Below are 9,354 nucleotides of genomic sequence, written 5' to 3'. Positions count from 1 at the left end.
ATATGATATTGAGTCATAAATAGTACCTCCTCTGAATGGGTCTGCATAACTTCATTCTAGACGAGGCTCTATTTCATGGCTCTTTTTTTGTTCACCATTTTACACAATTATACGGACTCAACTCCAAGGGCATTAAAAAGATGCACTTTTGCACGAATTGCGATGATCACACCATTATTCGGGCCTTATGCATCCTATATGACAAGCAATAAAGCCCCCATATCACCACCACTCCTGCTGAAGAGTGTACTGATGGCAGGATCAGGGGCATTGCATTTCGTTAAACAAATTACAACTTAAGACACCACCGCTGCGCCTTCACACCCCAACCTACATGCGGAACGGATTTCTCTACTTTTAACATTCAAGATCACCTACTCCAACCCACCGTGAACCACCTACGGAACACGCGGCAGGGTAACAATAAAGCGAGTTGCCGTCGCATCACTCTCTGCCCAAATACGACCGCCGTGCAGTTCAATAATTGTGCTAGAGATCGCGAGACCAAGACCTGACCCGCGCCTATCCCCCGTCCGCGACTTATCCACCCGATAGAAGCGTTCGAATACATGCGGCAGATCTGCCTGCGGAATTTGCTCTCCATAATTAATAATTTCTACTCTAGCTTCCACAGGATCAGAATGAACGACCATATCGATGAACTGTCCATCTCTTCCATACTTCATACCATTGGACAGCAAGTTCTCGAATACACGGACCAGCTTCAACGTATCGGCATTCACATAAGCCGGGCGCTGTGCATTGCGCATTCGCAAGGTCATCCCACATTCCTCTACCGGCACCTGATAATGTACGAACAGTTGGCTGACTAGCTCGGCTACATTTACACGCTGCGTATGCAGAGTCATTCCACCGCTCATGCGCGAATATTCGAACAAGTCCTCGATCATCAGATGCAGACTTTCAGACTTTTCATAAGCGATACGAATATAATGACGCAGTTCAATTTCATCGCGGTACCTGTCTTCCTCCACGAGACGCAAATAACCAAGGATCGAGGTGAGCGGCGTACGCAAATCATGAGAAACGTTTGTTATTAACTCAGACTTCGTTCGCTCCGCCCGTCGCTCTTCTTCAATAGAGTATTGCAATTTATGCGCCATCTCGTTTAAATTTTGCTCCAACTTACCCAGCTCATCCACTTCAGAATGGACTTTAATTCGCTGTTCCAAATTTCCGTCCGCAATCGCCTGAACCGTCGTAACAACTTGGTTAATACGCTTAACGGTTAATCGCATTAGCAAATAATAATACAAGAAGAACGAGAATAAGCCTACAACAATAATAATCAACTCTGGCGGGAAAATTTCCTCTATTGCCCCGAAAATATCCCGTGCAAACCCAAACATTTCAACCAGAAATACGCACAGCAGTATCAGAGCAAAAACAGTCACTACAGCTAGCAAAATACTAAGAAACACATTAATAAGCAGCTTCCAGGTCAATTGTTTAGTCCAATTCAATCTTGTACCCCACTCCCCACACCGTCTGAATACAGGAATGCCCGCTGCGCTTCAGCTTATCCCGCAGCTTGCTAATATGGGCCGCCACGGTGTTATGCGCCCCTTGGAATGGCTCATTCCAGACCAATTCATAAATATCTTCTGCCCGAAAGACACGCCCCTGATGCTTGGCCATCGTATACAAAATATCAAACTCAATGGATGTCAGATGAATCGGCTGACCATCCACATTGACGCGATGCTGCTCCTTATCGATCTCCAACGCGCCGAGTCTGATTACATGCTGTGCGGTCATCGCCGTACCAGAACCTCTGACCTGCAATCGCTGATTCAGCTGGTACGAACGACGAAGCAGCGACTTGATGCGAGCCATAAGCTCCAAAGGGTTAAACGGCTTCGTCATATAATCGTCCGCCCCTGTCATTAACCCCATAATCTTGTCCATATCTTCCGTCTTCGCACTCAGCATCAGGATCGGCAAAGCATGCTGCTCACGTATGATGCGACAAGCCGTTAGACCATCCAACTTCGGCATCATGACATCAAGAACGACTAAATTGACATCATGTTTCTCCAACTGCTGGATCGCCTCTTCTCCGTCATGTGCCATAAGGCAGTCATATCCTTCATTCGTTACATAAATCCGTATCAAGTTGGCTATCTCGCGGTCATCATCTACGACTAGAATAGTTGTCATGCCCGAAATTCATCCCTTCTCTTCTCTATGGTTCAACCCGCTAATCTATCATTTTATCTAATCTGACTTACTCAGTACGTACGTCTTACGTAATCTATGACTCATACCTGATTGGACAAACCGCCGCTACCCTTCTCCTTATTTAGAAAAGGTAGGCTCTTACGATTCCATTTCATCACCTAATACAGTGTAGCATAGGATAAATCCCTTGTTCGGCAGATGATCCTAACTTCAGAAAATCATCATCTTTTCGCAAACTTTACATTTGTCAATATTGTCAAGTTATCATATACTTGTGAATTGTAACGCTAACTAGGGATAGAACATACAGGAGAGATTCGATATGACCCGAAAGATTACCCAACAACAGGTTGCCGATGCGATGAAGTTATCGCGCAATACCGTATCGAAAGCACTAAACAACGAGCCAGGCTTGCGCGAGGATACCCGTCTACGCATCATTCAACAAGCAGTAGATATGGGCTATACGAAGCTACCTCCCGATATATTAGAACAACTGCAAGCACATACAGCCGCGATGCAGCCCGAACGAGCTTCTGCTACAGGTAACCGCATTATTTCATTACTATCCCATTCGGATTATGTAAATAACTCTTATTGGTCGCAGTTCCTGAAAGGCATGAACGCAGCACTAAAAGAACACCGCTATATGGTCACCATGACACTCGTCGATAGGGAGGATGAGCAAGCGCTCCAACTGCCTGACATTATTGCTGAACAGCAGTCGGCTGGCATCGTCATGATCGGGCCATTTTTAAAAGAATACTACCAGCTCATTGCGCAAAGCGATATACCTGCCTTATTCGTCGATACGTATGCCGGCTTCTCCATGAATGAGCTGTGCACAGATGTGATGCTTGTAAACAATGAAGATAGTGTCTATCGCATCACGTCTGCATTAATCGCCCAAGGACATCGTAAGCTTGGATTTGTAGGGGATATCGGTTCATGCCTCAGCTTCCAAGAACGCTGGCTTGGATTTAAGCGCGCCATGCAGGACCATCATCTACTCATAGAAGAGAAGTATGGGGTTACGAGCCATGATCCTATGCATCAGTATAATGAGCATTCCCTTCGGCAAGCCTTAGCAGCCATGAAGGAACGCCCAACTGCCTTTGTGTGCGTCAATGACGAGATTGCGTTAACAATGCTGCATTTGCTCCGCCAAGAGAACCGTGATGTACCAGAGGAAATCATGTTGACTGGATTCGATCATATTGCAGAAATATCATTAATCCACCCAACCCTGCCTACCGTCATCGTTCCCATGTACGAAATGGGCATGCGTGCGGCTGAGCAATTAATGTGGCGCATGCGTTATCCTGAACGCCCTTATGAGCTCATTCGACTGGCCGCTCAAGTATGCAATATCAACAAACTTTAATTCGTACATAAAAACTATACAAATTACACCTTATTTTTGCACACTATTCGTTGACATAGTGTGCATTTTATTTTACATTTTAGTTGTAAAAGAAAACGCTGTCAGAAATGGACGAATAAAGCATCTTGGTGAGTACAAACACGACAACAACACGCTCTCTACTCTATTTGACCAAGAACACTATCCAGTAAGTTGACAAATGTAAACTTAACGAATTTGCATGTATGTAACTTAACACGCTTTGAATCACTCAAGCGTATAACCTTCATCTAAAGCGAGGTATTCTTCATGAGCAAAGTGAACATTATCGGTCCTAGCATGCCTAACATTCCATGGGAAGAACGTCCAGAAGGACATAAGGACGTATTGTGGCGCTACAGCCAAAATCCAGTCATTCCTCGTGACTTGCTGCCGAACTCGAATAGTATTTTCAACAGTGCAGTTGTACCATACGAAGATGGCTTCGCTGGCGTATTCCGCTGCGATGATCGCAACCGTTACATGCGTTTGCACGCAGGGTTCAGTAAAGACGGACTTAGCTGGGAGATCAATCCTGAGCCGATTACGTTCGAGTGCGACGATCCTGAGATCGGTAACTTCGTCGAAGGTTATGATCCACGCGTATGCTGGATTGAAGATCGTTTCGTTGTAACATGGTGTAACCTTTACCACGGTCCAACGATCGGTACAGCTTATACACATGACTTCAAGACGTTCCACCAGATGGAAAATGCATTCTTGCCATACAACCGCAACGGGGTTATGTTCCCACGCAAAATTAACGGCAACTATGCGATGTTGAGCCGTCCATCTGATACAGGACATACACCATTCGGGGATATTTTCTACAGCGAAAGCCCTGATATGGAATTCTGGGGCCGTCACCGTCACGTTATGGCACCAATGGGTGGCTGGCAGAGCAAAAAAGTCGGCGCAGGCCCAATCCCGATCGAGACTAGCGAAGGCTGGTTAATGATCTACCATGGCGTGCTTAACTCCTGCAATGGCTTCGTCTATGCATTCGGCGCAGCATTGCTCGACCTAGAGCAACCATGGAAAGTGCTGTACCGCAGTGAGCCGTATTTGCTTCAGCCATCTACACTGTATGAATGTGTAGGCGACGTACCAAACGTTGCGTTCCCTTGCGCATCACTGGTGGATGCGGAAACAGGCCGTATTGCAATCTACTACGGTGCTGCTGATACGGTAACGGCAGTTGCTTTCGGTTATGTCGATGAAATTATTGAATTCGTGAAGAATAACTCTCGCGTAGAATAGTTACACTAGTAAGGAAATAATTAGACTAGTAAGAAATAGATGCATTAGCAGCTCATTAGCCGCACTTATAACGAAATAGTTGCACAAGTAGTCCACTAGCTACGCTTGTAACGAAGTAGTTGTACAAGTAGTCCACTAGCTACGCTTGTAACTAAGTAGTTGTACAAATAGCTCATTAATTGCGCTTGTAACGAATTAAATGCGATAGTTACCAAGCCAATAAGATGCGATCGTGCATGACGATAGCAGCAGAGAAAAGACAGCGACGATGAGCACCATGCTATGCACATTGACATAGAAATCGCTTACCGCCGCTGTTTTCTTTCTTTTTTACTTAAATGTTAGGTAATGGGTTTGTTTATCGATAACGCACATGTTATCTTTATATTATGTATCACAAAGAATTCACGAACCATGTTCGCGCTTTCTTTGTAACCCCACCCCCTGTATTCGTGCCCTCGATGCAGGGGGATTTTTATGATTTTGAAAATGATACCTCCCCGTTCCTCACACGCTAATGAACCTAACGGTTGCCACAGCGGCTATTTCTCCATATTTGCTTGTTTTAAAAATGTAACGAGTGTCAGCGAGCTTATTTACCAGGTTTATCGCTATCATTCATCGATGTCACCACAATAAGCGCTACCACGACCGTTAGCTTTTCAATATGGCCGTTTTTTTGAAAATAACGTCAATTGCGATCGTTAGAGGCAGCAGGGAACAGGATGCCGGATGCCGGAAGCAGAAAGTGGAGTCTCAAACTTTACCACCGCTTTGCCTCGGCCTCACAGGGGTCATGGGGTAGCTCAAGCCTGAAGTAAATAACAACCTCCACAATCAGCAACCTTGAAAACCCCCTCATTATCAAGCTCGTCGGCTAGCCATTGCCTCAGCTGTGAATAATAAGGGGGGTTATATGTGCTTGTTTAAGAACTGACCCTGTCTTACCTGTCTCCACTAACGCTAACTATGGCTGTAGGTACCAGAGATGCAAAAAGTGCGACAGGACAGAGACTCCATAAGTGTGATTGTTGTCTGTAACAATTCATACTTTGTGATACCAATACGCAGAGAATTACAAATACTCACACTCACTCTCCTGCTTAAACGTTTGTACCTTCCAAACGCTTCAGAAGAATCGCTTGTTCTTCCTCATAGCCCGGCTTGCCAAGCAGAGCAAACATGTTCTTCTTATACGCCTCTACACCCGGCTGATCGAATGGATTAACTCCGAGCAGAAGTCCGCTAATCGCTACTGCCTTCTCGAAGAAATACACCATCTCACCAAATGTGTAAGGATTCAACTCATCCAGCGTAACGACCAAGTTCGGCACGTTGCCGTCTACGTGCGCAAGCAGGGTGCCTTGGAAGGCACGGCGATTCACTTCATTCATCGTCATGCCGGATAGGAAGTTCAAGCCATCGAGGTTCGCAGGATCACGCTCAATCGTAATCTCACGACGCGGCTTGCTTACTTGCAGCACCGTCTCGATTAGATCACGGCGACCTTCCTGCACATATTGTCCCATTGAATGCAGGTCAGTCGTAAAGTCGACCGATGCTGGGAACAATCCTTTTTGATGCTTGCCTTCACTTTCACCGAATAGCTGCTTCCACCATTCTGACACGGTGTGCAAACCTGGTTCATAGTTCACAAGCAACTCAATCGATTTGCCTTTGCGATATAACGCATTGCGCACTGCCGCATATTGATAGCTTGGATTGCTCGCTAGGTCAGGATTGCTGAATCGCTCTGCTGCAGATGCCGCGCCCAACATCATCTGGTCAATGTCGATACCCGCTACTGCGATGGGTAGCAGCCCTACCGGTGTTAGCACCGAGAACCTTCCACCGACATCATCAGGAATGATGAACGTCTCATAGCCTTCTTCATCAGCCAGCTTGCGCAAAGCTCCTTGCGCCTTATCTGTCGTTGCAAAAATACGCTTGCGCGCGCCATCTTTCCCGTACTTGCGCTCCATATAGTCACGGAACAAGCGGAAGGCAACAGCAGGCTCCGTCGTCGTTCCTGACTTGGAAATAACGTTTACGGAAATATCCTTGCCTTCAAGCAGTTCCAACAGGTCAGACACATAATCCGAGCTCAAATGATGTCCGACATAATAAATACGCGTATTGCCTGCCATCTCATTGTGGAACGTATGCGACAAGGAATCGATTGCTGCCCGTGCTCCCAAATAAGAGCCGCCAATCCCGATAACGACAAACGCATCGGAATGTTCGCGAATGGAAGCTGCTGCTTGCTTAATGCGAGCGAATTCTTCACGGTCATATTCACGCGGCAGATCAATCCAGCCCAAATAATCAGAACCAGGGCTCTTCTTCTCATGCAGCAAGTTGTGCGCCGTTCGCACAAACTCGCTCATATAATCAACTTCACTAGCCTCCATAAAAGGCAGTGCTTGCGAATAGTCAAATGAAATAGCCATCGTTAGTCTCTCCCCCAAATCATTATATGATTACCAATATGATTGCCAACATGATTGTCAACGAAGTGCAGCACCTCTAGTCAGCGCCACACTTAACGTCACACCTATTACTTCGTTTGCGGTACAGAAGCCCAGTCTTTCAAGAAGCGCTCCAGACCAATATCCGTTAACGGATGCTTCCACAACGAAGGCAATAGCGAACCCGGAATCGTTGCAATATGAGCGCCAGCAAGCGCCGCTTGTTCCACATGCTCAATACTGCGAATGCTGGCAGCAATAATTTCGGTAGAGAAGTTGTACTCGTTTAAAATGGTCTTCAAATCACGAACGAGTTTCATCCCATCAACGCCGATATCATCCAACCGACCTACGAAGGGGCTAATGTAAGTTGCCCCTGCCTTCGCAGCCATCAAGCCTTGTGCAGCTGAGAATACGAGCGTCACATTCGTCTTGATACCTTCTTGAGAAAGTTGATACGTTGCCTCTAATCCACTCTCTGTTAAGGGAAGCTTAACGACGATATTGGGAGCCCAAGTCGCAATTTCACGACCTTCTTTGATCATCTCTCTGGTTGATGTACCGATAACTTCCGCACTAATCGGCCCAGGTACAGTACGAGCTATATCTTGAATAATATCCTTAAAAGGACGTTTTTCCTTCGCGATAATAGACGGATTCGTTGTTACACCGTCAACAAGACCAAGACGATTGATGCGTGTGATTTCCTCCATGTTGCCTGTATCCAAGAAAAACTTCATGATAATACCCTCCCTGTTTTCATGTCCGTAAAGTGTTTTGGAAAAGAAAAGCGTTCGTGTTACCTATCAACTAGCAAAATGTTATATCGCTACAACAATGTTGGTGTACTTTCGTGCCAAATAGAATCTCATCGTGTTATTTAACGTGCTACTCCATGTTGTACTCAGTGGTTATTCAGTACTTATTAAATGTGTTATACCGTCTCTTAAACGATCTTCCCCACTTTTGAAGCTAATTACTTCTTCTCTACAGCATGTCCGCCGAACTCATTACGAAGCGCTGCAACTACTTTGCCGTTAAACGTATCTTGATCTAGCGAGCGATAACGCATCAGCAATGACATCGCAATAACCGGTGTCGAAGCTTGAAGATCAAGCGCTGTCTCAACCGTCCATTTGCCTTCGCCGGAAGAATGCATAACGCCTTTGATTTCATCCAGCTTCGCATCTTTGGAAAATGCACGCTCCGTAAGCTCCATTAGCCATGAACGAATAACAGAGCCGTTGTTCCACACTCGCGCTACTTTTTCATAATCGAAGTTGAAGTCACTCTTCTCTAATACTTCAAAGCCTTCACCGATCGCAGCCATCATGCCGTACTCGATACCGTTGTGCACCATTTTCAAGAAGTGGCCGCTGCCAGCTCGTCCGCCATAGAGATAACCGTTCTCTACCGCTGTGTCACGGAAAATAGGCTCCACGTGCTGCCATGCATCTTCGTCTCCACCAATCATGTAGCTAGCTCCGTTGCGAGCGCCCTCCATACCGCCGGACGTGCCGACATCCATGAAGCGAATGCCTTTCTCTTTCAGCAGCTCGTAACGACGAATCGATTCTTTAAAGTGAGAGTTACCAGCTTCGATGATGATATCGCCTGTGGACAGCAAAGGTGTCAACTGATCGATGACCGAGTCAACCACACCATGAGGCACCATGATCCACAATACTCTCGGCGCTTCCATCGCCTGTACCAGTTCCTCCAGGGTATAAGCACCCTCGGCACCAAAAGACTTCATTTCTTCTACCGCTTGCTTATTAAGGTCGAATGCTACAACCTCATGCTTATGATCGAGCAAGTTCTGACCAAGATTAAGTCCCATTTTTCCTAATCCAACTAATCCTACTTTCATGCTGTTTCCCTCCACCAATTTTCTTTATATTTGAAAGATGTAAAATAGCTTCTATATATTACAAATAGCATTAACGCTAATGTTCCAAACTTTGTTCAAGCCTGTTTATTTAACCATTACATACACAGCCACGTTTACAACCTTTGAAAAAG

At 45.8% G+C, this 9,354-nt stretch carries 7 protein-coding genes; 2 read left to right on the top strand and 5 right to left on the bottom strand.

Annotation, left to right across the window (positions count from 1 at the left end; all coding sequences use genetic code 11):
* Nucleotides 1-398: 398 nt before the first annotated feature.
* Nucleotides 399-1,484, bottom strand: coding sequence for a sensor histidine kinase (locus IFO66_RS15415; protein WP_192026012.1), 1,086 nt, complete (start codon nt 1,482-1,484; stop codon nt 399-401).
* On the bottom strand, nt 1,471-2,181 hold the full coding sequence (locus IFO66_RS15410; protein WP_192026011.1) for a response regulator transcription factor: 711 nt from the start codon (nt 2,179-2,181) through the stop codon (nt 1,471-1,473). The genes IFO66_RS15415 and IFO66_RS15410 overlap by 14 nt, the downstream gene beginning before the upstream one ends.
* A 343-nt stretch (nt 2,182-2,524) precedes the next feature.
* Between IFO66_RS15410 and IFO66_RS15405 the strand changes: the two genes are divergently transcribed.
* Together IFO66_RS15405 and IFO66_RS15400 are read left to right on the top strand one after the other, a co-directional pair.
* A complete protein-coding gene (locus IFO66_RS15405; protein ID WP_192026010.1) occupies nt 2,525-3,586 on the top strand; it encodes a LacI family DNA-binding transcriptional regulator in 1,062 nt (353 codons plus the stop codon).
* 288 nt (nt 3,587-3,874) lie between these two features.
* On the top strand, nt 3,875-4,864 hold the full coding sequence (locus IFO66_RS15400) for a glycoside hydrolase family 130 protein (RefSeq protein ID WP_192026009.1): 990 nt from the start codon (nt 3,875-3,877) through the stop codon (nt 4,862-4,864).
* Between the two features lie 1,103 nt (nt 4,865-5,967).
* Here IFO66_RS15400 and IFO66_RS15395 read toward each other — a convergent pair.
* The 3 genes from IFO66_RS15395 to gnd all read right to left on the bottom strand — a co-directional run bounded on the left by IFO66_RS15395 (nt 5,968) and on the right by gnd (nt 9,202).
* The gene (locus IFO66_RS15395) at nt 5,968-7,314 is read right to left on the bottom strand and encodes a glucose-6-phosphate isomerase (RefSeq protein WP_192026008.1); all 1,347 of its coding nucleotides are present in this window, start codon (nt 7,312-7,314) and stop codon (nt 5,968-5,970) included.
* Nucleotides 7,315-7,421: 107 nt separating this feature from the next.
* Nucleotides 7,422-8,072, bottom strand: a complete 651-nt coding sequence (gene fsa, locus IFO66_RS15390; protein ID WP_192026007.1) for a fructose-6-phosphate aldolase — start codon at nt 8,070-8,072, stop codon at nt 7,422-7,424.
* A 236-nt stretch (nt 8,073-8,308) separates the two neighbouring features.
* Entirely contained in the window at nt 8,309-9,202 is an 894-nt protein-coding gene (gnd, locus tag IFO66_RS15385; RefSeq protein WP_192026006.1) for a phosphogluconate dehydrogenase (NAD(+)-dependent, decarboxylating), read from the bottom strand.
* Between the last annotated feature and the right edge of the window lie 152 nt (nt 9,203-9,354).

This window comes from Paenibacillus arenosi (assembly GCF_014841135.1).
In the GTDB taxonomy this organism is placed as follows: domain Bacteria; phylum Bacillota; class Bacilli; order Paenibacillales; family Paenibacillaceae; genus Paenibacillus_B; species Paenibacillus_B arenosi.
Note: the sequence above shows the minus strand (reverse complement) of the source record. Positions and strands in the feature narration are given on the sequence as shown.

Bases quoted from the DNA above. Each gene is read 5' to 3' on its own strand.
- IFO66_RS15410 (WP_192026011.1), bottom strand. From the start codon at position 2,181: ATGACAACTATTCTAGTCGTAGATGATGACCGCGAGATAGCCAACTTG.
- IFO66_RS15405 (WP_192026010.1), top strand. From the start codon at position 2,525: ATGACCCGAAAGATTACCCAACAACAGGTTGCCGATGCGATGAAGTTA.
- IFO66_RS15400 (WP_192026009.1), top strand. From the start codon at position 3,875: ATGAGCAAAGTGAACATTATCGGTCCTAGCATGCCTAACATTCCATGG.
- IFO66_RS15395 (WP_192026008.1), bottom strand. From the start codon at position 7,314: ATGGCTATTTCATTTGACTATTCGCAAGCACTGCCTTTTATGGAGGCT.
- fsa (WP_192026007.1), bottom strand. From the start codon at position 8,072: ATGAAGTTTTTCTTGGATACAGGCAACATGGAGGAAATCACACGCATC.
- gnd (WP_192026006.1), bottom strand. From the start codon at position 9,202: ATGAAAGTAGGATTAGTTGGATTAGGAAAAATGGGACTTAATCTTGGT.